We start from the raw sequence: 22,897 nt of genomic DNA on the forward strand, positions 1-22,897 counted from the left end.
CGGGAACGGCCGGGGTCAGGCGGTGTTGCTGACTCGGAGCTCCTCGGAGAGGTCCTTGGCCAGGCGCTGCATCAGGGGGATGACCTCGTCCGTCGAGATGCGGGTCATGCGACCTTCCGGGCCGCTGATCGAGATCGCCGCGCCCGCCGGGGCTCCTGGGACCGCCACCGCGTAGCAGCGGACGCCGACCTCCTGCTCGCCGTCGTCGAGGGCGTAGCCCTGCTGGCGGATGCGGGCCAGCTCCTCCTGCATCGACTCGACGGTGGTGATGGTGCGCTCCGTCTGCGGGTGCATCGTCGTGCGGGACAGCAGCTGGGCCACGGTGTCCGGCGGCATGGTGGCCATCACCGCCTTGCCGACCGCCGTGGCGTGCGCGTCCACGCGGCGGCCGACCTCGGTGAACATCCGCATCGAGTGCTGCGAGGGCACCTGCGCGACGTAGACGATCTGCTCGCCGTCGAGGACCGCCATGTTGGAGGTCTCACCGGTCGCCTCGGTGAGCTCGGCCAGGTAGGGGCGGGCCCAGGAGCCGAGCGCGCGGCTGGCGGTCTCGCCGAGGCGGATCAGCCGGGGGCCGAGCGCGTAGCGGCGGGACGGCTGCTGCCGGGCGTAGCCGTTGCTCACCAGGGTGCGGATGATCCGGTGGATCGTCGGAAGCGGCAGGCCGGACTTCTCGGCCAGCTCGGACAGGGCGACCTCACCACCGGCGTCGGCCATGAGTTCGAGCAGCTCGAAGGTGCGTTCGACGGACTGCACCCCGCCGCCCTGGCTTGCCCGCTGCGGGCCAGTGGTCATCGCAGAACTCCCTCTTCGCCCCTTCGGCCTGCGCCGAAGTCTAGTCCGTGATGGGTGCTACAGCTCATGTTGCTTCGAACGCTATATGGAAACTAACATCCACGATGCAGAAAAACATTACGGGCGTACCGCAAGCGGAACGGCCGCCGCGCAGCCTCGGGTGCGCGACAGCCCGCCACGCGGCAAGGTGAGCCATCAGCCACCGTCTGGAACCCGGCAGCAGAAAGAGGTGGACTTCTCATGTCCGAAACGGCAGCAGGAGTGCAGGTGCTCGGCGGCGCCGTCGAGCGCGGGGACGAGATCCTCACCAAGGAAGCGCTCGAGTTCGTGGCCGGTCTGCAGCGCGCCTTCGGCGCTCGCCGCGACGAGCTGCTCGAGCGTCGCAAGCAGCGCCGCGCGGAGGCCGCCGCCAAGGGGCGGCTGGACTTCCTCGAGGAGACCCGGCACATCCGCGAGGGCGACTGGAAGGTGGCCGCGCCGCCGGCCGACATCGCCGACCGCCGCGTGGAGATCACCGGCCCGACCGACCGCAAGATGGCGATCAACGCGCTGAACTCCGGCGCCAAGGTCTGGCTGGCCGACCTCGAGGACGCCAACACCCCGCACTGGAGCAACGTCGTCTCCGGCCAGGTCAACCTCTACGACCTGGTGCGCAAGCAGATCGAGCTGACCACCCCGAAGAAGACCTACAAGCTGCGCGACGACATCAAGCACGCGGTGCCGCTGGTGCGCCCGCGCGGCTGGCACTTCGACGAGAAGCACATCCTCGTCGACGGCAAGCCCACCGTCGCCGCCTTCGTGGACTTCGGCCTGCACTTCTTCCACAACGCCAAGGAGCTGCTCAGCCGCGGCAGCGGGCCGTACTTCTACCTGCCGAAGATGGAGAGCCACCTCGAGGCGCGGCTCTGGAACGACGTCTTCACCCATGCGCAGAAGGAGCTCGGCATCCCGCACGGCTCGGTGCGCGCCACGGTGCTGATCGAGACCTTCCCGGCCGCGTTCGAGATGGAGGAGATCCTCTACGAGCTGCGCGACCACTCCGCGGGCCTCAACGCCGGTCGCTGGGACTACCTGTTCAGCGTCATCAAGACCTTCCGCGACTCCGACAAGTACATCCTGCCGGACCGCAACGCCGTCACCATGACCGCGCCGTTCATGCGCGCCTACACCGAGCTGCTGGTGCGCACCTGCCACAAGCGCGGCGCGTTCGCCATCGGCGGCATGGCCGCGTTCATCCCGACCAAGGACCCGGCCACCAACGAGAAGGCGATGGCCAAGGTCCACGACGACAAGAAGCGCGAGGCCGGTGACGGCTTCGACGGCTCCTGGGTCGCCCACCCCGGCCTGGTGCCGATCTGCTTCGAGGAGTTCGACGCGGTGCTGGGCGACAAGCCCAACCAGATCGACCGCACCCGCGACGATGTCGCGGTGACCGCCGACCAGCTGCTCGCGGTCGCCGAGACGCCGGGTGAGAAGACCATCGAGGGTCTGCGCGCCGCGGTCGACGTGGGTGTCCGCTACATCGTGTCCTGGCTGGGCGGCAACGGTGCGGCGGCGATCCACAACCTGATGGAGGACGCCGCGACCGCGGAGATCTCCCGGTCGCAGATCTGGCAGTGGCTGCACAACGACGTGGTGCTGGCCGGTGGCGAGCGGGTCACCGCGGACCTGGTGCGCGAGACGCTGGCCGACACCGAGAAGCAGCTGCGCGCGGAGGAGGGTTTCCCGGTCGAGAACCTGGGCCGGGCGGTCGAGCTGTTCGAGCAGGTGGCGGTGGCCGACGAGTTCGTCGACTTCCTGACGCTGCCCGCCTACGAGCAGATCGACTGATCGAACTGCGGCGACAGGGGCCGTGCGCCATCCGGGGGCGCGCGGCCCCGTCGCCGCAGCCGAGCTGGGCAGCCGGGGACGCCTCCCGGCTGCCGTACCGAAGGGAGCGCAAGTGGCCAGAACCTCGCTGGAGACCGCCGAGGTCAACCGTCGGCTCGCCCGGCTTTCCGCGGTGGACGAGCACATCGCCGCCACCTACCCGGGAGCGCGGGCGGTGCGGCAGCCGGTGCACACCTGCTACGTGCCGGCGAACAAGGTCGACGCCGACACGGTGCGGCTGTGGGAGCGGGAGGCGCTGGCCGCGCTCGACCGGGACGCGGCCCGGCCGGAGGACCTGACCGAGATCCTCGGCCTGGACGCCGAGATCGCCCGCGCCGTGCACCCCAGGGTGCGGGCCAAGCTGCAGAACTCCCCGGTGGAGGACCTGCGCATCGACTTCGAGGACGGCTACGGCCGCCCGGGCGACGAGGTGGAGGACGCCGACGCCGAGCGCACCGCCGGGGTGGTCGCGGGCTGGCTGCGCGAGGGCACCGCCCCGGCGAACTTCGGGCTGCGCGTGAAGTCCTTCGACACCCCGGAGCTGCGCGCCCGCTCGGTGCGCACGCTGGACGTCTTCCTCACCGCGCTGCTGCGCGAGCACGGCGGTCTGCCCGACGGGTTCCTGCTGACCTTCCCGAAGGTCGTCGACGTCGCGCAGGTCGAGGTGTTCGTCGAGTTCCTGGCGCTGCTGGAGCAGCAGCTGGGCCTGCCGGAGCGGGCGCTGGGCTTCGAGATCCAGGTGGAGACCACCCAGTCCATCGTGGACTCCGAGGGTCGCCTCGCGCTGCCGCGCTTCCTGCGCGCGGGCGCCGGTCGGGTCACCGGCCTGCACTTCGGCACCTACGACTACACCGCCAGCTGCGGCCTGACCGCCGCGCACCAGCACCTCGCGCACCGCGCCTGCGACTTCGCCCGCCACGTGATGCAGGTGTCGGCGGCGGGCACCGGGGTGTTCCTCTCCGACGGCTCGACGAACGTGCTGCCGGTCGGCGACCAGGTCCACCACGGCTGGCGCACCCACTACGAGCTCACCCGCCGCTCCCTGGAGCACGGCTTCTACCAGGGCTGGGACCTGCACCCGGCGCAGCTGGTGACCCGCTACGCGGCGGTGTTCGCGGCGTTCCGCGACTCGGCGCCCGCGGAGGCGGCCCGCCTGGCGGCCTACACCTCGGCCAGCGGCGGGGCGGTCCTGGACGAGCCCGCGACGGCCCGCGCGCTGGCGGCGTCCTTCGTCCGAGCCCTGGACAACGGCGGCATCGACGCGGCCGAGGTCGAGCAGATGACCGGCCTGCCGGAAGCGGAGATCCGCAAGCTCGGCAGGCTCTGACGACTCCGCGCGCACTCCCCGCTTGACCGGCGGGGAGTGCGCGCGAACGATCCCGGCATGACCGTTGTCCAGGTGGCGACCTGCCAGTTCCCGGTGAGCGCGGACATCCGGCACAACGCCCGGCACATCGCCCGGCAGCTGCGCGCGGCGGCACGGCGGGGCGCGGACGTGGCCCACTTCCCGGAGGGCGCGCTGTCCGGGTACGCGGGCGTCGACTTCGACGGCTTCGCCGGGTTCGACTGGGAACTGCTCCGCTCGGCCACCGCCGAGCTGATGGACCTGGCCCGCGAGCTGGGGATCTGGGTGGTGCTGGGCTCCGCGCACCAGCTCTCCGGCGACCGCAAGCCGCACAACAGCCTCTACGTGATCGACGCCGCCGGTACGCTCGTCGACCGCTACGACAAGCGGTTCTGCTCCGGGCCCCCGGACGGCTCCGCCGGCGATCTCGCGCACTACAGCCCCGGCGACCACCTCAGCACCTGGGAGATCAACGGGATCCGCTGCGGGGCGCTGATCTGCTACGACTACCGCTTCCCCGAGCTGTACCGGGAGTACCGGAAGCTGGGCGTGCAGCTGGTGTTCCACTCGTTCCACGCGGGCAACGTCCCGCCGGAGCGGGTGGCGGCGATCGAGTCCGCGATCGGACCGGAGCTCCGCGGCGTCAACCGCGCACCGACCCTCACCTTCCCCGGCGTCACGATGCACCCGTCGATGACGGCGGCCGCGGCCAGCAACCACGTGTGGATCAGCTGCCCGAACTCGTCGGCCGCGGAGAGCCTGTGGCCCGCGTTCTTCGTCCGCGCCGACGGCGTCACCACCGGGCGGCTGCGCCGGAACGCGCCCGGCGTGCTGATCTCCGAGGTGGACACCGGAGCGGACCTGTACGACTCGACCGCCGCGTGGCGCGACCGGGCGATCGCCGGTGTCCTGCACAGCGGCGAGGTCGTCGACGACGTCCGCTCGCGGGACCGGACCTCGCTGTGACCGTCCCACGTCGTGGGCCGGAGGTGGACAGGGCGTGTTCGGTGTGCGCCGATGGGGTCATGCGGATCAGGGGCGCTGTGTTGCAGGAGTGCGGTCGTCCGGGGCCTTGGGCCGAGTCCCGGCCGCTGGCGGTCGCGGAGCTGGAGCTCGACGAGCCCGGGCCGGGCGAGCTGCTGGTGCGGCTGGAGGCCGCCGGGGTGTGCCACTCGGATCTGTCCGTTGTGGACGGAAATCGGGTGCGGCCGGTGCCGATGCTGCTCGGGCACGAGGCCTGCGGGGTGGTCGCGAAGGCCGGGCCGGGTGTTGATCTCGCCGAGGGGCAGCGGGTGGTCCTGTACTTCGTGCCCCGGTGCGAGGAGTGCGACGCCTGCCGGGCCGGTGGGCGGGTGCTGTGCTCGCCGGGGTGGGCCGCCAACGGTGCGGGCACGCTGCTCTCCGGTGCCCGCCGGTTGCACTGGGACGGGCAGGACGTGCACCACCACTGCGGGGTTTCCGGGTTCGCCACGCACGCGGTGGTGGACCGGCACTCGGTGGTGCCGATCGGCGACGACGTTCCGCCGGACATCGGTGCGCTGCTCGGCTGCGCGGTGCTGACCGGCGGCGGCGCGGTGAAGAACGCCGGTCGGCTGGAACCCGGCGAGGACGTCACGGTCGTCGGCGTCGGCGGGGTCGGGATGGCCGCGGTGCTGGTCGCGCTGGCCTGCGGGGCCGGGCAGGTCACGGTGGTGGATCCGTTGCCGGGCAAGCGTTCTCGCGGACTGGAGCTGGGCGCGGCGAAGGCGCTGACGCCGGAGGAGGCGGTCGGCTCCGGGCACCGGAGCTCGCTGGTGGTCGAGGCCAGCGGCAACGCGCGGGCGTTCGAGACGGCTGTGTCGGTGACCGCCCCGGGCGGGCGCACCGTGTCGGTCGGGCTGGCCTCGCCGGAGGCGCGCAGCAGCATCTCGCCGCTGGCGCTGGTCAGCGAGACCCGCACGATCATCGGTTCGTTCCTGGGTTCCGGGCTGCCCGCGCAGGACATCCCCGAGTACGCCGACCTGTGGCGCGCCGGGAAGCTGCCGGTGGACCAGCTGGTGTCGGGCACGATCGACCTGGACGACATCAACCGCGCGATGGACGAGCTCGCCGCGGGCCGCGCGATGCGCCAGGTGATCCGCTTCTCGTGAGTGCGAAAACCGGCTCCAGGCGGTTTTCGCACTCACGACCCCTGCGCGACGGCGGAGCCCGAGTCTCGCGACCGCCGTCGATTACCCGCGAGGTAGTGCGCGGACCGCGCGGGACCGGCTAGCGTCGGAGCATCCGCACTCGCTCTTGGGGGATCACATGGCCGAGAAGTCCCACGCCGACATCGTCGCCGCGCTCGCCGACCGGCTGGGCGAGAACCAGGTCTTCGGCGAACCGGTGCAGCAGGGCGACACCACGCTGTTGCCGGTGGCGAGCATCCGCATCGGCGGCGGCAGCGGCGTGTCGGTGCGCCCGGCCGGGGCGTTCGCGGTCTCGGCGGACGGATCGGTGGCCTGGCACCCGGCGGTCAGCGTGAACCGCATCGTCTGGGGCGGTCAGCTCGCCCTGGCGGCGGTGCTCGTCGCCGTCGCGATCGCCTTCCGCCGCAAGCGCTGAGCAGCTCCGGTCGTGAGTGCGGAGACCGGCTGGAGCCGGTTTTCCCGCTCACGAGCCTCAGGCGGTGGTGGTGCGGGGGTCGACGCCGGACCAGGTGATCAGGTTCGCCGCCACCTCTTCCACCGTCGGGCGGGACTTCGGGTCCGGGGCGAGGCAGGCGTCGACGGTGCGGGACAGCGCCGCGGGCAGGCGGCGGTGGGTGCGCAGCGGTGCCGCGACCCGGTCGCGCTGCGGGTAGTAGCGGGTGCCGTTGGTGCTGTGCTCGCGGTGCGAGACGTCCGCCCACGGGGTGGTGCCGGACAGCGCCTCGTACAGCGTGATGCCCAGGCCCCAGGTGTCGGCCGCCGGGGTCATCTCCTCGCCCGCGGCCTGCTCCGGCGAGAGGTAGTCGAACGTGCCCGCCGAGCTCCGCTCGCCGATGCGGCAGCTCAGGCTGAGGTCGAGCAGCACCGCGCGGCCGCCCACCTCGACGATGTTGGACGGCTTCACGTCCAGGTGCACCCAGCCGCGGCGGTGCAGGTAGGTCAGCACCGAGCACAGCTGGATGCCCAGCACCGCCGCGTCGATCGGCCGCAGCCTGCCGTGCTCGTCGATCAGGTAGCTCAGCGTGTGCCCGGGCAGGGTTTCGGTGATCACCACCGGCCGCGCGGGCTCCGCGGTCTGCACGATCTCGTAGCCGCGCACCAGGTGCGGGTGCGTGAACTGGGTCAGCAGCACGCCCTCGTTGCGCAGCCAGCCCACCGCGCGCTGGTCGTCGGCGCGCTCCGGGCGGACCGTCTTCGCGACGCAGCGGCAGGACCGCTCCTCGCTCCAGACGTCGTAGACGTCCAGGCGGCTGCCGCGGCGCAGGTGGTCGACGACCTTGTACCCGGGCGCGAGGAGCTCACCCGGTGCCAGCGGCGCTTCCCCCGCACCCCACTCCTGGTCCGGTTCGCCGTAGTAGTACGAGCTCAACGAGTCGATCAACACCGGCGCTGCGATCAGCTGTGACTGCGGCGCCGGTAGTGGCCGCGGCTGCTGTCCCGGCGACGGCGGTAGTTGTCGCTGGAGTCCCGACGGCGCCGGTAGTCGTCGCTGCTGTCCCGACGGCGCCGGTGGTCGCTGCTGTCGTAGCGCCGACGCCGGTGGTCGTCGCTGGAGTACCGACGCCGGTGCCCGCTGCTGGAGTGGCTGCGGCTGTGGTGCTTGGCCGGGGACACCATCTTGAACAGCTTGGAGAGGTCCATCGCTCCCACGCTCCCGGATCGTTCGGCGGGCGCGTCGGCGCGCCCCTGTGATCATTGTTCCGGGATTCCGGCGCGGGGTCGAGGAGTTTTAGCCGTTTCGTGGGTACGAAGCGCTGCAGATCGCCAGTGCTATTAGCCGTTGCACGGCCCGTTCCCGGCGAGAACGCCGTGAACGGGCCGTTCTCAGCAGGTCACAGCGGCTGCTGGACCGCGGCCGCGGCGTCGACGATGCCGTAGCCGTACAGCGGGGTGAACAGTCCGCGAGCACCCACCACCGGCGTGCGGGCGGTGCGCATCAGCGCCTGCTCGATGCCGTCGGCGTTGCGGCCCTGCGCGCCGAGCAGCGCCGCGACGCCCGCGACGTGCGGGGCGGCCATCGACGTCCCGGCCAGCGAGTCGTAGTCGCTCTGCCCGCAGTCCGGCGAGCCCGTGCCGCGCGGGACCGGCGCCCAGACGTCGCCGTCGCAGCCCTGCAGCGAGGAACCGCCCGGGGCGGCAACGGCTTTGGTGTCCAGCTTGATGCCGAGGTTGGAGTACACCGAGTGCAGTTCGGCCGGGTCGGTCGCCGCGACGCACAGCGCGCCGGGCTCCCAGGACGGGGTGTCGCACAGCGGCGCGGTCTCGTTGCCCGCGGAGGCGACCACGACCACGCCCTTCTCCCGCGCGTAGGCGATGGCGTCCTTGGTCTCGGTGGTCAGCCCGAGCAGCGTCAGCACTTGCGAACCGGGTAAGGCGCCCAGGCTGAGGTTGATCACGTTCGCGCCGTTGTCCGCCGCCCAGCGGATGCCCGCGCCGATCTCCGCGAAGCTGCCGGAACCGCCCTCCAGCGCCTTGACCGGCATGATCCGCGCGTCCGGCGCGACCCCGGCGATGCCGGTGCCGTTGCCCGTCACCGCCGCCGCGATGCCCGCGACGTGCGTGCCGTGGACGTCGGCGGGCTGGCCGACCCCGTCGACCCCGCGCCAGTCGCCGTTGCCGCACGGCGCCGGGCGTTCGCCGCAGCCCGCGAAGGTGGCGCCCGGCACCAGCTTCGGCGCCAGCTCGGGGTGCCCGAGGTCGACGCCGGTGTCCACCACGGCGATGACCTGGCCCGCTCCGGTGCTGGTCGCCCAGGCCTCCGGCGCGCGGAGCTGCGCGAGCCCCCACTGCTTCTCGCTGAGCGGGTCACCGGCCTGCTGCGCGGTGGCGGTGCTCTGGGTGGCCAGGACGGACAACCCGACCAGTGCGGCGGTCATCAGGGCCCGAATCCGCATCGCGTCTCCCAACGTCGGCACATCGTTGGCCGGATCAACGAATGCCGACCGCGGCCCGATGCGTCCGAGGCGGAAGAACGGCCGTTCGGCGCAGCGAGTTCCGACGAGTGGAGCACGTCGCAGGTCGGGGCCCGTGAGTGCTTTCCGGTGCCATAGCCCCACGAAGTGCTCACGGACCCCGACCTGCACAAAGGCACCCCCGGCCTGGGACGGCCGGAGGTGCCTTCCGGGGGCGCTCAGCGCACGGACTCCGAGGAAAAGTCCTCCTTCGCGGACTTGCGCGGTTCCGGGACCGGGCCGGGGGCTTCGCCCGGGGCGGTGGCGATCACCGCGACCGTGTCGCCGCCCACCGTCGCCTCGGACTCCGCGGGCTTCTTGCGCCAGGCGTTGAACAGCAGGTTCAGCAGCAGGGCCGCGATGCAGCCGGTGCTGATGCCCGAGTCGAGCACGGTCCGCAGCGCGGACGGGAAGTGCTCGTAGAAGTGCGGCGCGACCACCGGGATCAGCCCGATGCCCAGCGCGCCGGCCACGATCAGCGAGTTGAACGGGTCGGCCAGGTCGGACTTGCCCAGCGTGCGGATGCCGCTGGTGGCCACCGAGCCGAACAGCACCAGCGCGGCGCCGCCGAGCACCGGCTGCGGCACCAGCGAGACGACCGCGCCGACGATCGGGAACAGGCCCAGCAGCACCAGCACACCACCGGCGGTCGCGACCACGTACCGGCTGCGCACCCGGGTCAGCGCCACCAGGCCGATGTTCTGCGCGAAGGCGCTGCAGGTGAACCCGCCGAACACGGCGCTGAGCGCGCTGCCCGCGCCGTCCGCGCGCAGGCCCGCCGCGATGGTCCGCTCGTCGGCGGGCCGGTCCACGATCTCGCCGAGCGCCACCATGTCCGCGGTGGTCTCCATCATCGCCACCAGCATCACGATGCAGATCGAGATGGTCGCGGTGAGGTCGAACATCGGCGCGCCCAGCGCGAACGGCACGGGCAGGTTGAACACCGGCGCCGACTCGAAGGTGGTGGTGTTGATCATCCCCATCGGCCAGGCGATCAGGGTGCCCGCGACCAGGCCGATGAGCAGCGCGATCCGGTTCCAGAAGCCCTTCAGGAAGCGGTTGAACAGCAGCACCAGGACGAACGTCACCGCGCCGAGCGCGATCTTCTCCGGTGCGGCGTAGTCGGGAGCGCTCGAATCGGTCCCGGCGATCCACTTGATGCCCACCGGCATCAGCGCCAGACCGATGAGCGTGATCACGGTCCCGTTGACCACCGGCGGGAAGAACCGCACCATGCGGGAGAAGTAGGGGGCGATCAGGAAGGCCAGCAGGCCCGCGATCAGCACCGACCCGTAGATCACCGACAGCGACTGCTGCTGACCCTGCTGCGCGACGATGGCCAGCATCGGCGCGACCGAGCCGAACGTGACGCCGTTGACGAACGGCAGCCGGGCCCCGATCTTCCAGATGCCCAGCGACTGCAGCATGGTGGCCAGACCCGCGGTGAACAGGCTCGCCCCGATCAGCAAGGTCATCTCGATCGGCGGCAGGCCCATCGCCTCGCCGACGATCAGCGGGGGCGCCACCACACCGGCGTACATCGCCGCGATGTGCTGGACGCCGTACGCCATCATGCGTACCGGGGGCATCACCTCGTCCACCGGGTGGACGTCGGTGGGTTTTCCGTTGCGGGTGCCGCGGTTGCGACGGGTCTTGAAGAGGGCCATGGGTGACTCCTGGGCCGCAGGATCAGATCAAGTCACTATCAATGCCGGGAATTTTCTTCTTGTTGCCGGGAAATCAACTTTCTTTCCACAGTGGATCTGCGGAGTTTCCGAGCGGCTGCCCGGAGTTCGGGTAGCAGCAAGGGCCACCAGGAATACCCCCGGTGGCCCCTCGGTGCAGGATCGGCGGTGATCCTTCAGAACCGGATTCCCCCTGCTGCCGGGGAATCCGGGTGTTCGCGTCCTCGATGCGGCTCTTCGCCCTTGAAGCGGTGCCCGCCGCCAGGGCGGGCACCGGCGCCGATCAGAACTGCGGGAGGCTGTACCAGGCCTGCGGGGCCTCGTCCACGTCGTCGCGCTTGACGACGCCCTCGATGAGGCCGTACGGGCGGTCCGCGGCGAAGAACACCTCGTTGTTGTTCTCCAGCCCGCAGTACTCCAGGTCCACCAGGAAGTGGTGCTTGTTCGGCAGCGACAGCCGGACCTCGGCGACCTCCGGGTGCTTCTCCATCGCGGCCTTGCCCATCTCGTACAGGCTCTGCTGCAGCGCGAGGCTGTGCGTGGTGGCGAAGGCCTCCAGCATGGTGGCCCGGATCGACTCGAAGCTCTTGCCCCAGTCCACGTCGGTGTGCAGGTAGCGCCAGCGGGCGGTCACCGCGGTGGCCAGGATCCGGTCGTTGGTCTCGGCCAGCGTCGTGTACTTGTCCTTGGGGTAGCCCCAGAACTCCGAGCCGGTGGACTTGAGCACGATCAGGTCCTTGAGTCCGGACACCACGTGCGCCTGGTCGCCGTCGATGGTGACCGCGGTGGTGCGCTTCTCGTCGGTGGAGCGGGCGAAGGAGTGGTCGTGGCCGGTGCCGCCGACCGGGATGCGCTCCCAGCTGTACTCGTCGATGAGGATGCGCGCCCCGGTGATGCCGTCCGCGGTGCCGACGAAGTGCCGGCCCAGCCGCAGCGCGAAGTCCTCGATCTCGCCGATCGGGGCTTCCTTGGCGAAGGCGTAGACCGTGTTCTTCTGCGTGTCGGTGGGCAGCACCTTGCTGTTGTCGCCGGTCAGGTGCGCCCCGTCGAGGTCGCCGCGCAGCGAGGAGCTGACGTTGAGGTCCTTGATGGTGTGCCGCGGGGTGTCCCGGTTGACCGACACGATGCGGACCTCGGCCTTGCCGTACTGGTTGGGGCCCATGACGATGCCCATGAGGTGATCAGCTCCCTCGGTAGGTGGAAAAGGCGAACGGGCTGAGCAGGATCGGAACGTGGTAGTGCTGCTCCGGATCGGCGATCCGGAAGGTGATCTGCACCTGCGGGTAGAACGAGGCGGTGCCCTGGCCCTCGAAGTACGCGCCGGTGTCGAAGGTGAGCCGGTAGTCCCCGGCGGCCAGCCGCTCCGGGCCCAGGTCCTTGATCCGGCCGTCGTCGTCGGTGCGCCCCTCGGCGAGGGGCTCCCACTCGGCCCCCTTCGCGGCCTCCAGCCGGATCGCGACGCCGACCGCGGGCTTGCCCCGCGCGGCGTCGAGCACGTGCGTGGTGACGGCACTCATCCTTCGATCACCTTTGCCAATCTCAGACGTGCGATCTTGCGGAGTTCGTCCTCGACGATCCGCAGCTCGGTCTCCGGCTCGTTGTCCAGGCGGGAGTGCAGGATCTCCAGCAGCTCCGCACCGCTGCGGCCGCTGGCGCAGACCAGGTAGACGTGCCCGAACCGGCGTTCGTAGGCCTCGTTGCCCTCGCGCAGCGCGCGGGCCAGCTCCGCGTCGTCGCCGACGCCGGCCTGCTCGCTGCGGGAGAACTTCGACGAGGTGTCGGAGCCCTGGACCCGGTCGCCGATGCGCGGGTGCGCGGCCAGCGCCTGGTCGATCTCCTCGCGGGTCAGCGCCGGGGCGGCGGCGTCCGCGGCCCGGTAGATCGCGTCGGCGTCGGCGAACGGGCGCTGGTCGGCGATGTCGGCGGCCCAGCGCGGGATGTCCAGGCAGGCGAGCAGCTGCTCGACGAGTTCCGCGCGGGGCAGGCCGTTGAGCCGGTCCGGTGTGGTGGTTGTTGACATCGCAAACTCTCACAGGATGTGTGCGGCCCCGAAGGTTCTCGGGGGAGGCGGCGGACGTGAGGTCCGAGCATGCCTGGGCTGTGCGGCGGCTGCTGGTCAGAGCTCCGGTGCGGCAAAAGCTACGACCGGGTTGAGCCGGGTGTCAACACTTTGTTGAAAAAACCTGGTGGCGCGTTGTGCGAACGGCACAACCGGAGCGCTTCGGGCGAGGTCGGCGCGGCAGGCCGCCCGGAGAGCAGAACACCCCGGCGCGCTCGCGGCGCGTCGGGGTGACGTGGTGGGGTCGCCGGGGTCCTGCGCTCGGTCCGGGGCTCTTGAGCTGGCGCTTTCGCGCGAAATCGCCGCCTCGCCCGCGTGCGGAACGCCGATCTCGCGCGAAAGCGGCGTCAGCTGCGGTCGGCCTGCTCCCGGTTGAGGTAGTTGTAGACCGTGAAGCGGCTGACGCCGAGCGCCTTGGCCACCGTCTCGACGGACTTGCGCATGTTGAACGCGCCGCGCTCCTCCAGCAGGCGGACCGCGCGCTGCTTGTCCGGGCGCGGCAGGTCCGGCAGGTGGCCGCCCAGCTCGGTCTCGACCGCGCGGATGATCCGGTCCAGGGCGCTGGTCAGCTCCTCGCCGGGCAGCCGCACGGCGATGGCGGGCGCGCCTTCCCAGTACAGGACGATGTCGCCGGGCTGGTGCTGGTCCGCCGGTACGGCGGTGCCGCCGACGTGCTCCAGCAGCGGGGCGATCGCGTTGGCGAGCGGATGCACGCTGACCAGCCTAAACCTCGTCGTCGTGGGTGCCGTCGACGGTCACCTGCAGGGTGATCCGGTTCGCACCCGTGTCCAGCGCGGTCTCGACCACCTTGGCCAGCGCGGGCAGCAGGGTCTCCCGGTCGCCGGTGATCGAGGTGCCCAGCGGGCCGAAGTCGGGCTCCAGCCCGGCGGCGCGCAGGCAGTCGCGGGCGGCCACGGCGTGCGCCGGTGGCTCGCCCTCGCCCTCGAAGGGCTCGGTGGTGAACTCAGCTCGCAGCATCATTGGCGGACCTCCCTGCCCGCACCGTAGTCGTCCCGGCGGCGGCGCGGTTCTCGGCTCTGCGGCGCGCTGTTCGTGACCCGCGGGTAACTCCGGGGGTGCCGTTGACCGGGTCGGGGGTTCTCGCTAATCTATCGCTGTACGAAACAAGACTTCCGCATCATGAAATCTCATGAGGCGAGATCTCCGAATCTTTCTCCCGAGGGGGTGCCCATGGATCCGAACCGGTACGAGGTCAACCTCTCGATCCTGTTCACCGAACTGGACGTGCTGGACCGACCCGCGGCGGCCAAGGCGGCCGGTTTCGACGCGGTGGAGTTCTGGTGGCCGTTCCCGGAAGCGGTGCCCGCCGACCGCGACGTGGACCGGTTCGTGCAGGCCATCGAGGACGCCGGGGTTTCCCTGGTCGGCCTGAACTTCTTCGCCGGGGACATGCCCGCGGGCGACCGCGGCGTGCTGTCCAACCCCGACCGGGCCGGTGAGTTCGCGGACAACGTGGACGTCGTCGTCGGCATCGGCGAGCGCCTCGGCTGCCGCGCCTTCAACGCCCTGTACGGCAACCGGATCGACGGCGTCGACCCGGCCGCGCAGGACCAGGTCGCCACGGAGAGCCTGGTCCGCGCCTCGAAGGCCGTGTCGCGCATCGGCGGTGCGGTGCTGATCGAGCCGGTCAGCGGCATGCCCGCGTACCCGCTGAAGACCGCCGCCGACGCCATCGCGGTGATCGACCGGGTGCGCGCCGCGGGCGGGGACGACAACCTGCGCCTGCTGTTCGACATCTACCACCTGGTGGTCAACGGGGACGACCCGGACGCGGCGCTCGACGCCTACGCCAAGTCGGTCGGCCACGTGCAGATCGCCGACGCCCCGGGCCGCAACGAACCGGGCACCGGCGAGATCGACTTCGACCGCTTCTTCAACCGCCTCGACGCCGCGGGCTACAACGGCTACGTCGGCCTCGAGTACAAGCCGAGCGGAGCCAGCGCCGACAGCTTCAGCTGGATCAAGCGCTGAGAATTACCGGTTGCCAGGCTCATTTTGCGTGGCGGTGCCGGTCGGAACCTCAGACGCCGCCTGACTGCGGGATCCCGTTCTGATGTATGCCCAATACACGGCGAACGGGCTGTCCTCGCCAGGTGACGTCTGAGAACCCGCGGCGGCGCGAGCGGCGAGGGTGGGCTAAGCGGCTGCGCCGCTTCAAAGACAAGAGATCAACGAACTGGCATTGAGCCAACGGAGGTAACTCCCATGAGCAAGGTCGGTTTCATCGGGCTCGGGATCATGGGCGGCCCGATGGCGGCCAACCTGGTCAAGGCCGGGCACGAGGTCGTCGGCTACAACCGCAGCCAGGCCAAGGTCGACAAGCTCGTCGCCGACGGCGGCAAGGCCGCGGCCAGCGTCGCCGAGGCCGTGCGCGACGCCGAGATCATCTTCACCATGCTGCCGGACTCGCCGGACGTCGAGGCCGTCGTGCTCGGCGAGGACGGCGTGCTGGCCAACGCCAAGTCGGGCGCGCTGCTCGTCGACTGCAGCACCATCCGCCCGGACGTCTCGCGGCGCGTGGCCGAAGCCGCCGCCGAGAAGGGCGTTCGCGCGCTGGACGCGCCGGTCAGCGGCGGTGAGCCCAAGGCCATCGACGGCACGCTGTCCATCATGGTCGGTGGCGAGGCGGACGCCTTCGCCGCGGCGCAGGACGTGCTGAACGCGGTCGGCACCACGATCGTCCACGTTGGACCGTCCGGTGCCGGGCAGACGGTGAAGGCCGCCAACCAGCTCATCGTGGCGGGCAACATCGGCCTGGTCGCCGAGGCGCTGGTGTTCCTGGAGGCGCACGGCGTGGACACCGAGGCCGGGATGAAGGTGCTCGGCGGCGGGCTGGCCGGCAGCACCGTGCTGGACGCCAAGAACGAGAAGATGCGCAACCGGGAGTTCGCGCCCGGCTTCCGCCTCGAGCTGCACCACAAGGACATGGGCATCGTGCAGGCGGCCGCGCGCGACGCGGGCCTGACGATCCCGCTCGGCTCGCTGGTCAGCCAGCTGGTCGCGGCGGCCGTCGCGCAGGGCGACGGCAAGCTCGACCACTCCGGTCTGCTCAAGCAGATCACGCAGCTCAACGGTCGCGACTGAGCACCGATCGTGAGTGCGGAAGCCGCCTGGAGCCGGTTTTCGCACTCACGACCCCGAGACCGCGGTGCTGCGCGGGAAACTCTCGTCTCCTGCGGCAGACCCCGCGCAGCACCGCCACTCACCCGCAGGGTGGTCAATTTCGCGAGAAATCGACATTCACCCGGGTGAACGTCGATTTCCCGCGAAATTGCGCGGACTCGCCCGACGGGCGATCGCGAAGAGCAAGACGGTCACGGGTCAGCGGTCCGAGCGCCGCCAAGCAACCAGAACCGCCGACCCGTTCCCAACAAGGTGCGCGCAGCACCCGAGAGGAAGTCTTACACCATGGCCAAAGTCCCTGTCATGCAGGCCGTCGTCGACGTGCTCAAGTCCGAGGGCGTGGACGTCACCTTCGGCTGCCCCGGCGCCGCGATCCTCCCGCTGTACGCGGCGATGGAGGACAGCGGCATCAAGCACCTGATCGTCCGCCACGAAGAGGGCGCCACCCACATGGCCGACGGCTGGGCCCGCACCAACGGCAACGTCGGCGTGGCCATCGGCACCTCCGGCCCGGCCGGGACCAACATGATCACCGGCCTCTACACCGCGATCGCCGACTCCATCCCGATCCTGTGCATCACCGGCCAGGCGGTCTCCAGCAAGCTGCACCAGGAGGCGTTCCAGGCGGTCGACATCGTCGACATCGCCAAGCCGGTCACCAAGTGGGCGGTGCAGGTCAAGGAGGCCGCGCAGGCGCCGTGGATCTTCCGCGAGGCGTTCCGCATCGCCCGCTCCGGCCGCCCCGGACCGGTGCTGATCGACCTGCCGCTGGACGTGCAGAAGCAGGAGATCGAGTGGGAACCGGCGCTGGACGCCCCGCTGCCGATCCCGGCCGTCGAGCCGCACCTGCCGCGGGTGGAGCGCGCGCTGGACATGCTGCTGGAGGCCGACCGGCCGCTGATCCTCGCCGGTGGCGGCGTGATCCTCGGCGACGCCCACGAGCAGGTGCGCGAGCTGGCCGAGCTGCTGGGCATCCCGGTGCAGATCACGCTGATGGGCAAGGGCTCCTTCCCGGAGGACCACGAGCTGTTCGCCGGCATGACCGGCATCCAGACCAGCCAGCGCTACGGCAACCAGTCGTTCCTGGAGTCCGACCTGGTGCTGGCGCTGGGCGCCCGCTTCGGCGACCGGCACACCGGTGCCCTCGACGTCTACCGCGGTGACCGCAAGTTCATCCACGTCGACATCGAGCCGACCCAGATCGGCAAGGTGTTCGGCCCGGACCTGGGCATCGTCTCGGACACCCGGCTGTTCCTGGACGCGCTGCTCGACGCCGCGCGCAAGCGCGGGGCGAGCAAGGACTACTCGGCGTGGGTGGCCAGGGTCGGCGTGCTCAAGCAGACCCTGACCCGGCCGGACGACTACGACACCGTGCCGATCAAGGCCCCGCGGGTGTACCGGGAGATCAACCAGATCTTCCCGCCGGAGACCTACTTCGTCACCGCGATCGGCCTGTACCAGATCTGGGGCGGCCAGTTCCAGAGCGCGCACCTGCCGCGGCACTACCAGGTGTGCGGCCAGGCCGGTCCGCTCGGCTGGGAGATCCCGGCGGCGATCGGCGTGAAGTCCGCGGAGCCGGACGCCGAGGTGGTCGCGGTGGTCGGCGACTACTCGTTCCAGTTCCTGGTCGAGGAGCTGGCGGTGGCCGCCCAGTACGACGTGCCGTTCGTGATCATCATGCTGAACAACGAGTACCTGGGCCTGATCCGCCAGGCCGAGGGCGACGCGTTCGGGATGAAGACCGAGGTCGACATCCACTACGACGAGCACGGCACGGACAACGTCAAGATCATGGAGGCCTACGGCTGCTCCGGTCGCCGGGTGTTCGAGCCGGGCGACCTGGCCGACACCATCGAGTGGGCCCGCAAGGAGGCTGTCGCCACCAGCCGCCCGGTCCTGGTCGAGGTGATGATCGAGCGCGAGGCCAACACGGCTCGGGGCATCCGCATCGACGCCATGATCGAACCGGAGCCGGTGCCCAACGCCTGAGCGCCTGTTCCTGGACTCACCTTGCGTGGCGGTGCGGGTAGCGGAACCTCAGCGTCCGCCTGGACTGCGGGTGCCCAGCCTGATGTATGCCAATACACGGCGGCTGGGCCGTCCTCGCCAGGCGAACGCTGAGAACCCGCGGCGGTGCCGGTTGCGAGGGTGGGCTAAGCGGCTGCGCCGCTTCAAAACAGAAGAAACTCGGGGTGCGGTGGAGCGGTCGGCCCGCTGGGAACCGGGCCGAACGGTCCTGTCACACACTCCCGCACCCCGTGCGGGGCCTCCAGGGCAGCCCCGCGAGGGGAGCGCTCGCCGGAACGCGCGGTGGTGTTCCGGCGAGCGCCGTCCCCACTTTCCCCAGACGGGGTGGTCGGGTGGAATACCCGATGACCCTCGGTGTTCCCCGCCGTGCACGTGCCGGGCGTCTCGGCGGGGACACCACCCCCTTGCACACAGGAGTTCGCTTTGCCTGGACCCGTCCTGATCGCGCCGGACAAGTTCAAGGGCTCGCTGACCGCGCCGGAGGTGGCCGCCGCGGTGGCGGCCGGCCTGCGCCGGGTCCGGCCCGAGGTGGAGGTCCGGTCCGCGCCGGTGGCCGACGGCGGGGACGGGACCGTGCAGGCCGCGGTGGCCAGCGGTTACGTGCCGGTGCCGGTCCGCGTTGCGGGGCCGGTCGGCGAGCCGGTGGACACCGAGATCGCGGTGTTCGACGACACGGCCGTGGTCGAGCTGGCCTCGGCCTCCGGGCTGGCGCTGCTGGACCCGGACGAGCTCGCCCCGCTGGCGGCGTCCAGCGAGGGCACCGGCGAGGCGGTCCTGGCGGCGCTCGACGCGGGCGCGCGAACCGTGGTGCTCGGCGTCGGTGGCAGCGCGTGCACCGACGGCGGCGCCGGAATGCTCACCGTCCTGGGGGCGCGGGTTTTGGATGCTGCGGAGCACCCGTTGCCCCCAGGCGGTGGACCACTGGCCCGGGTGGCCTCCGTGGACCTCTCCGGCCTGGACCCGCGGCTGGCCGAGGTCGAGGTGATCCTCGCGTCCGATGTGGACAACCCGCTGCTCGGCGAGCGCGGCGCGGCCCACGTCTACGGCCCGCAGAAGGGCGCCGACCCCGATCAGGTGCGCTTGCTGGACGAGGCCCTGGCGAACTGGTCCCGCGCGGTGCTCGCGGCGGGCGGCCGCGACGTGGCGGACCAGCCGGGAGCCGGTGCGGCCGGTGGTGTCGGCTACGCGGCCCTCGCGGTGCTCGGCGCCCGGATGCGCCCCGGTGTGGACGTGGTCCTGGAGCTGATCGACTTCGACCGCCAGCTGTCCGGTGCGGGCCTGGTGATCATCGGCGAGGGCTCCATCGACGAGCAGACCCTGAACGGCAAGGGCCCGGCCGGGGTGGCCGCCCGGGCCCGCGCGGCGGGCGTCCCGGTGGTGGCCGTGGCGGGACGTTCGGAGCTCCCGCCGGAGCGCCTCCGCGAAGCGGGCATCGAGGCGGTGTACGCCCTCACCGACATCGAACCGGACCCCCAGCGCTGCATCCGCGAAGCAGCAACCCTCCTCCCCGACCTGGCGGAGCGAATCGCCGAGAACCACCTGTAGCGCGTTCGGACGCGATTTCCATGGAAATCGGATGTGCGATTTCCATTGAAATCGCGTCCTTCACCGCTCCACCAGGGCCTTGACGTGTGCGGACGCCGTTTCGACGGCCTGGACGTCGGCCGGGGTCCAGTCGCGTTCGGTGCGGCTGTGCACCGAGATCCAGCCGACCAGCGCACCGCCGATCTCGACCGGCGCGAGCATCTGGGCCCGGACGTCGTCGGCGTCGGCCTGCGGATCAGCGCGAAAGTTCGGTTGCACCAACGTCTTCCGGTGCTCGTCCAGCCACCTGGCGGTGTTCAGCGCGTCGGGGCGCGGATCGTGCTGGATCGGGGCCACGCCGGGACCGGTGTCCTCGGCTGCGGCGCGGTCGACGTCGAGGCGTTGCGACGGCAGGTCGAGGCGCACGGCCGTCCGGTCAGCGCCGGTCGCCGCGCGGAGCTGGGCGCAGATCTCCTTCAGCGCCGCGCGCGTCGAGCCGGACAGCAGCACGCTCCCGCGGTCGATGCGCAGACCGCCGAGCAGGTCCAGCGCCTTCCACAGCGTTGCGGAAACGCTGTCCAGCACGGGAATTCCGAGCTTCGGCTCCAGGTCGGCGGCGACGAACGCGCCCCGCAGGTTCGTGCACACCAGCGCCACCGCGTGCGCACCGGGCGCGGCGGCTTCGACCATCTCGGCCAGCCGCTGCTCGGGCACCTCGCCGAAGGTGAAGTTGTCGGTGATCTCCAGCCGCTCGTCGGCCACCACCTCGACGCCCTCGGCGGCGTAGGTCTCCGCGATGCGCGCGGTCACGTCGCCGGTGTACGGCGTGACCAGGCCCAGCCGCCGCACGCCGAAGGCGCGGAAGGCGTCGCGCAGCGCCAGCGTCGAGGTCGTCGCCGGAACCCCGCAGACCTGGGACAGCGCTTCACCGACCTGCCGGTCGTAGTCGAAGCCGAGCCAGGACCCGGCGGTCCCGTTCCACACCACGACGTCCACCGCGGCGTCCCGGAGCAGCTCGGCCGCGGCCGACATCCGGTCCACGGAGAACTGGCTGCTCTGCTCGTCGGCCAGGGAGATCGCGGTGACCGGCAACCGGCTGAAGTGCGCGGTCACCTCGTCCGCGCCGGTCAGCAGCCGGTAGGTGACGGGTTCCAGCACGGTGTTCGACGACGGGGTCAGCATTCCGATGCGGGGCATGGCACTCCTCAAGTCGCTCGGTGTGGTCGAGGGCGAGCGCCGCGGCACGATCTTGCGTCGAGGGGCATACCGAACAGCGCGCCGCGCGAGCTGTCAAGACGTGCGCGGCGGAGCGTCCGGGGGGCTGAATCGATGCGTGGTCGGCACACTCTTGACTAGCCCGGCTCGGTCGCCGAGTATTTCGAGAATCGGTAAGTATACTTCACAATGTGGAAGTTCTGCCCGCTTCCCGGCCGCGGGGTCTTGACCGGAACCGCCGAAAGTTCAACACTTTGTTGAACAGCTGAGCTCAGGAGGTAACCGAGTTGTCCGAGGCAGCCACCGGGACGTTCGACGTCGTGTTCCGCGCGCGACGGCTCATCGGCCCGAACGGGGAGACGTCCGGCAGCGTCGGCGTCCGCGACGGCCGCATCGCCGCCGTCGAACCGCTCGACGCCCAGCTCGACGCCGCCCGCACCGTCGAGCTCGCCGAGGACGAGGTGCTGCTGCCGGGGCTGGTCGACACCCACGTGCACGTCAACGACCCCGGCCGCACCGAGTGGGAGGGCTTCGACACCGCCACCCGGGCCGCCGCGGCGGGCGGTGTCACCACCATCCTCGACATGCCGCTGAACAGCCTCCCGCCGACCATCGACACCGGCGCGCTGGAGATCAAGCGCAAGACCGCCCGCGAGAAGGCGCACATCGACGTCGGCTTCTGGGGCGGCGCGGTGCACGGCAACCTCGCCGAGCTGCGCGGGCTGCACGAGGCCGGGGTGTTCGGCTTCAAGTGCTTCCTGCTGCACTCCGGCGTCGACGAGTTCCCGCCGCTGAACCCGGCCGAGCTGGACGAGGCGCTGCGCGAGCTCGCCCGCTACGACGCGTTGATGATCGTGCACGCCGAGGACTCCGACGCCATCGAGCACGCGCCCACCGCGCACGGCGAGACCTACGGCGACTTCCTGAACTCCCGCCCGCGCGGGGCCGAGAACGTGGCCATCGCGCAGGTCATCGAGCTCGCCCGGCGGATCGGCGGCCGCGTGCACATCCTGCACCTGTCCTCGTCGGACGCGCTGCCGATGATCGCCTCCGCGCGCGCCGACGGCGTCAAGGTCACCGTCGAGACCTGCCCGCACTACCTGAGCTTCAGCGCCGAGGAGGTCCCCGACGGCGCGACCCAGTTCAAGTGCTGCCCGCCGATCCGCGAGGCGCGCAACCGGGAACTGCTCTGGCAGGGCCTGGCCGACGGGATCATCGACTGCGTGGTCAGCGACCACTCGCCGTGCACCCCGGAGCTCAAGCGGTTCGACATCGGCGACTTCGGCGTCGCGTGGGGCGGGGTGTCCAGCCTCCAGCTGGGCCTGCCCGCGGTCTGGACGCAGGCGCGGGTGCGCGGTCACAGCCTGGCCGACGTGGTGCAGTGGATGTCCCGCAAGCCCGCCGAGCTCGCCGGTGTGCGCCGCAAGGGCTCCATCGCGGTCGGCAACGACGCGGACTTCTGCGTGTTCGCCCCGGACGCGGCCTTCGTGGTGGACGTGGACAAGCTCCACCACCGCAACCCGGTGTCCCCGTACCACGGCCGCCCGCTGGCGGGCGTGGTGCGCGAGACCTGGCTCCGCGGCACGCAGATCGTCGGCCCCGACGCGCCGACCACCCCGCAGGGCCAGCTCCTCACCCGCTGACCTCGTCTGCGGTCGTGAGTGCGTAACAGTGTTCGAACACTGTTACGCACTCACGACCCCTGATCACCGCTTGCGGCGCGCCTCGGGGTTGAGCGCGCGGACCATCTCCACGGCGGCCACCAGAGGTAGGCCGGGGAGCTCCTTGCGCACCTCGCGGACCGCCTGCACCTCGCGCTCCAGCGGGTCGATCCCGGCCTTCTCCAGGACCTGCCGCGTCCAGCGGATCTTCGGGTCCTCGGCGACGCTCGCCCCGTCGAGAATCCGCAGCGCCCGCTGCAGGCCCGGCACGTCCTCGGCGGCAGCGGTCTCCAGCGCGCGCCGAACGGCCTCCCGGCCGTCGTCCAAGTCGTTGAGCACGATGAAGTGCGTTTCGCGCTTCTTCCCGAACATCTGAGCTCCCCTCCGGACTCGCTTCGGCGAGGATCTTCCCAAGCCGTCGGGCGCGCGTCCGTTTCGCCCAACCGCGCGATC

Annotated in this window: 22 protein-coding genes; 10 read left to right on the top strand and 12 right to left on the bottom strand. The window is 71.1% G+C overall.

Annotated features, from left to right (window positions below):
• Positions 1–15 precede the first annotated feature (15 nt).
• Positions 16–795 carry an IclR family transcriptional regulator gene (locus F1721_RS14460; protein ID WP_150067175.1) on the bottom strand — a complete coding sequence of 260 codons (780 nt, stop codon included), beginning with the start codon at positions 793–795 and terminating at the stop codon, positions 16–18.
• Positions 796–1,035: 240 nt separating this feature from the next.
• Between F1721_RS14460 and aceB the strand changes: the two genes are divergently transcribed.
• From aceB to F1721_RS14485, 5 genes are all read left to right on the top strand, one after another.
• On the top strand, positions 1,036–2,625 hold the full coding sequence (gene aceB / locus F1721_RS14465; protein WP_150067176.1) for a malate synthase A: 1,590 nt from the start codon (positions 1,036–1,038) through the stop codon (positions 2,623–2,625).
• A 112-nt stretch (positions 2,626–2,737) separates the two neighbouring features.
• On the top strand, positions 2,738–3,991 hold the full coding sequence (locus F1721_RS14470; protein ID WP_150067177.1) for a DUF6986 family protein: 1,254 nt from the start codon (positions 2,738–2,740) through the stop codon (positions 3,989–3,991).
• 57 nt (positions 3,992–4,048) lie between these two features.
• The gene (locus tag F1721_RS14475) at positions 4,049–4,975 is read left to right on the top strand and encodes a carbon-nitrogen hydrolase family protein (RefSeq protein WP_150067178.1); all 927 of its coding nucleotides are present in this window, start codon (positions 4,049–4,051) and stop codon (positions 4,973–4,975) included.
• Positions 4,976–5,034: 59 nt separating this feature from the next.
• The gene (locus tag F1721_RS14480) at positions 5,035–6,138 is read left to right on the top strand and encodes an alcohol dehydrogenase catalytic domain-containing protein (RefSeq protein WP_150067179.1); all 1,104 of its coding nucleotides are present in this window, start codon (positions 5,035–5,037) and stop codon (positions 6,136–6,138) included.
• Between the two features lie 157 nt (positions 6,139–6,295).
• The gene (locus F1721_RS14485; RefSeq protein WP_150067180.1) at positions 6,296–6,592 is read left to right on the top strand and encodes a hypothetical protein; all 297 of its coding nucleotides are present in this window, start codon (positions 6,296–6,298) and stop codon (positions 6,590–6,592) included.
• A 57-nt stretch (positions 6,593–6,649) separates the two neighbouring features.
• Here F1721_RS14485 and F1721_RS14490 read toward each other — a convergent pair whose 3' ends face one another.
• The 9 genes from F1721_RS14490 to F1721_RS14530 form a co-directional block, all read right to left on the bottom strand.
• Positions 6,650–7,561 carry a serine/threonine-protein kinase gene (locus tag F1721_RS14490; RefSeq protein ID WP_150067181.1) on the bottom strand — a complete coding sequence of 304 codons (912 nt, stop codon included), beginning with the start codon at positions 7,559–7,561 and terminating at the stop codon, positions 6,650–6,652.
• Between the two features lie 11 nt (positions 7,562–7,572).
• A complete protein-coding gene (locus F1721_RS14495) occupies positions 7,573–7,818 on the bottom strand; it encodes a hypothetical protein (RefSeq protein WP_150067182.1) in 246 nt (81 codons plus the stop codon).
• A gap of 191 nt (positions 7,819–8,009) precedes the next feature.
• A complete protein-coding gene (locus tag F1721_RS14500) occupies positions 8,010–9,071 on the bottom strand; it encodes a S8 family serine peptidase (protein ID WP_211840479.1) in 1,062 nt (353 codons plus the stop codon).
• Positions 9,072–9,307: 236 nt separating this feature from the next.
• Positions 9,308–10,795 carry a nucleobase:cation symporter-2 family protein gene (locus tag F1721_RS14505; protein ID WP_170301484.1) on the bottom strand — a complete coding sequence of 496 codons (1,488 nt, stop codon included), beginning with the start codon at positions 10,793–10,795 and terminating at the stop codon, positions 9,308–9,310.
• Between the two features lie 301 nt (positions 10,796–11,096).
• Entirely contained in the window at positions 11,097–11,987 is an 891-nt protein-coding gene (gene pucL / locus F1721_RS14510) for a factor-independent urate hydroxylase (RefSeq protein ID WP_150067183.1), read from the bottom strand.
• A gap of 7 nt (positions 11,988–11,994) precedes the next feature.
• On the bottom strand, positions 11,995–12,330 hold the full coding sequence (gene uraH / locus F1721_RS14515; RefSeq protein WP_150067184.1) for a hydroxyisourate hydrolase: 336 nt from the start codon (positions 12,328–12,330) through the stop codon (positions 11,995–11,997).
• Positions 12,327–12,833, bottom strand: coding sequence for a 2-oxo-4-hydroxy-4-carboxy-5-ureidoimidazoline decarboxylase (uraD, locus tag F1721_RS14520; RefSeq protein WP_150067185.1), 507 nt, complete (start codon positions 12,831–12,833; stop codon positions 12,327–12,329). Before uraD ends, uraH begins: the two co-directional genes overlap by 4 nt.
• Before the next feature lie 386 nt (positions 12,834–13,219).
• Positions 13,220–13,585 (bottom strand): helix-turn-helix domain-containing protein, encoded by a 366-nt coding sequence (locus F1721_RS14525; protein ID WP_150067186.1) that lies wholly within the window; start codon positions 13,583–13,585, stop codon positions 13,220–13,222.
• A 10-nt stretch (positions 13,586–13,595) separates the two neighbouring features.
• Positions 13,596–13,853: a thiamine-binding protein gene (locus F1721_RS14530; RefSeq protein ID WP_150067187.1), complete on the bottom strand. Its 258-nt coding sequence runs from the start codon at positions 13,851–13,853 to the stop codon at positions 13,596–13,598.
• A 210-nt stretch (positions 13,854–14,063) separates the two neighbouring features.
• On the opposite strand from F1721_RS14530, the gene F1721_RS14535 reads away from it, so the two are divergent.
• From F1721_RS14535 to F1721_RS14550, 4 genes are all read left to right on the top strand, one after another.
• Complete coding sequence (locus F1721_RS14535) at positions 14,064–14,864, top strand: hydroxypyruvate isomerase family protein (protein WP_150067188.1); 801 nt, start codon at positions 14,064–14,066, stop codon at positions 14,862–14,864.
• Between the two features lie 234 nt (positions 14,865–15,098).
• On the top strand, positions 15,099–15,977 hold the full coding sequence (locus F1721_RS14540; protein WP_150067189.1) for a 2-hydroxy-3-oxopropionate reductase: 879 nt from the start codon (positions 15,099–15,101) through the stop codon (positions 15,975–15,977).
• A 324-nt stretch (positions 15,978–16,301) separates the two neighbouring features.
• Positions 16,302–18,005, top strand: coding sequence for a glyoxylate carboligase (gene gcl / locus F1721_RS14545; RefSeq protein ID WP_150067190.1), 1,704 nt, complete (start codon positions 16,302–16,304; stop codon positions 18,003–18,005).
• Between the two features lie 462 nt (positions 18,006–18,467).
• Positions 18,468–19,589: a glycerate kinase gene (locus tag F1721_RS14550; protein WP_150067191.1), complete on the top strand. Its 1,122-nt coding sequence runs from the start codon at positions 18,468–18,470 to the stop codon at positions 19,587–19,589.
• 60 nt (positions 19,590–19,649) lie between these two features.
• Here F1721_RS14550 and F1721_RS14555 read toward each other — a convergent pair whose 3' ends face one another.
• The gene (locus F1721_RS14555) at positions 19,650–20,765 is read right to left on the bottom strand and encodes an aspartate racemase/maleate isomerase family protein (RefSeq protein WP_150067192.1); all 1,116 of its coding nucleotides are present in this window, start codon (positions 20,763–20,765) and stop codon (positions 19,650–19,652) included.
• A gap of 305 nt (positions 20,766–21,070) precedes the next feature.
• Here F1721_RS14555 and allB point away from each other — a divergent pair, with 305 nt between their 5' ends.
• The gene (gene allB, locus F1721_RS14560; RefSeq protein ID WP_150067193.1) at positions 21,071–22,426 is read left to right on the top strand and encodes an allantoinase AllB; all 1,356 of its coding nucleotides are present in this window, start codon (positions 21,071–21,073) and stop codon (positions 22,424–22,426) included.
• Between the two features lie 63 nt (positions 22,427–22,489).
• Here the strand turns inward: allB and F1721_RS14565 are convergent, their stop codons facing one another.
• Complete coding sequence (locus F1721_RS14565) at positions 22,490–22,816, bottom strand: hypothetical protein (RefSeq protein ID WP_150067194.1); 327 nt, start codon at positions 22,814–22,816, stop codon at positions 22,490–22,492.
• Between the last annotated feature and the right edge of the window lie 81 nt (positions 22,817–22,897).

This window comes from Saccharopolyspora hirsuta (assembly GCF_008630535.1).
Classification (GTDB): domain Bacteria; phylum Actinomycetota; class Actinomycetes; order Mycobacteriales; family Pseudonocardiaceae; genus Saccharopolyspora; species Saccharopolyspora hirsuta.